The 1,006-nt window shown below is 40.2% G+C and carries 1 pseudogene and 1 other annotated feature; the pseudogene reads left to right on the forward strand.

The window, feature by feature from the left end:
- Positions 1-50: 50 nt before the first annotated feature.
- Positions 51-1,006, forward strand: a pseudogene (locus tag Aba26S_RS20950) (IS3 family transposase); the annotation flags it as partial.
- Positions 326-442, forward strand: a sequence feature (AL1L pseudoknot). Its footprint overlaps the pseudogene before it by 117 nt.

Below are 1,006 nucleotides of genomic sequence, written 5' to 3' on the forward strand. Positions count from 1 at the left end.
TGAACCGTACCGGGTTTGTCGGAGAGTCAATATTCTGAGAGACTATCCCGATGAAAAAACCAAACTATACCCCCGAAATTAGAGAAAGAGCGGTTCAATTACTAATTGAATCTGAAAAAGATTATCCTTCTACTTGGGCAGCAATCACAGCTATTGCTCCTAAAATCGGTTGTACTCCTGAAACATTGCGTGTTTGGTATTTAAAGCATCTGGATCAACTAAATCCTGCCAAAGTACAACAGATATCTGACCAAGAAAAAATGAAGCAAATGGAACGTGAAATTAAAGAATTAAAACGTGCCAATGAAATTCTACGCAAAGCAGCCGCTTTTTTCGCCCAGGCGGAGCTCGACCGCCCACACAAATAATGGTGGATTTTATCCATAACAATAAAGATCGATATGGTGTTGAAGCGATTTGTAGAATTTTACCGATTGCAGCTTCGACCTATTATCGGGCTTTAGATCTCGTTGATAACCCAGAACATCGAGCGAAACGTGCTCTGCATGATTTACATCATGCAGAGCAAATCAAACGTATTTGGAAAGAAAGTTCAGGTCGATATGGTGTACGTAAAGTTTGGCAAAAATTGAAACGTGAGGGTTATGTTATTGCACGTTGTACAGTTGCTCGATTGATGCAAAAGCTAGGTATACAAGGTGTTTGGCGTGGTAAGAATAAACAAACCACCCGTAACCGAGATGACCAAAAACGGGCAGATGATTTAGTGAAACGTAATTTTAATGCTGATCATCCAAACCAACTATGGGTGGGTGACTTTACGTATATTCAAACTCATTCAGGCTGGGTATATACCGCATTTGTTATTGATGTGTTCTCACGAGCAATTGTTGGATGGAAAGTATCTACACGGATGAATACAGATATGGTGCTCGATGCATTGGAGCAAGCATTGCACGATCGAGGTATGCCTAAGAATGTGATTCATCATTCAGATAGAGGTGTTCAATATCTTTCTATTCGCTATACCAATCGTTTAGAAGCT

The organism is Acinetobacter sp. NBRC 110496, from assembly GCF_000876115.1.
Taxonomy (GTDB): domain Bacteria; phylum Pseudomonadota; class Gammaproteobacteria; order Pseudomonadales; family Moraxellaceae; genus Acinetobacter.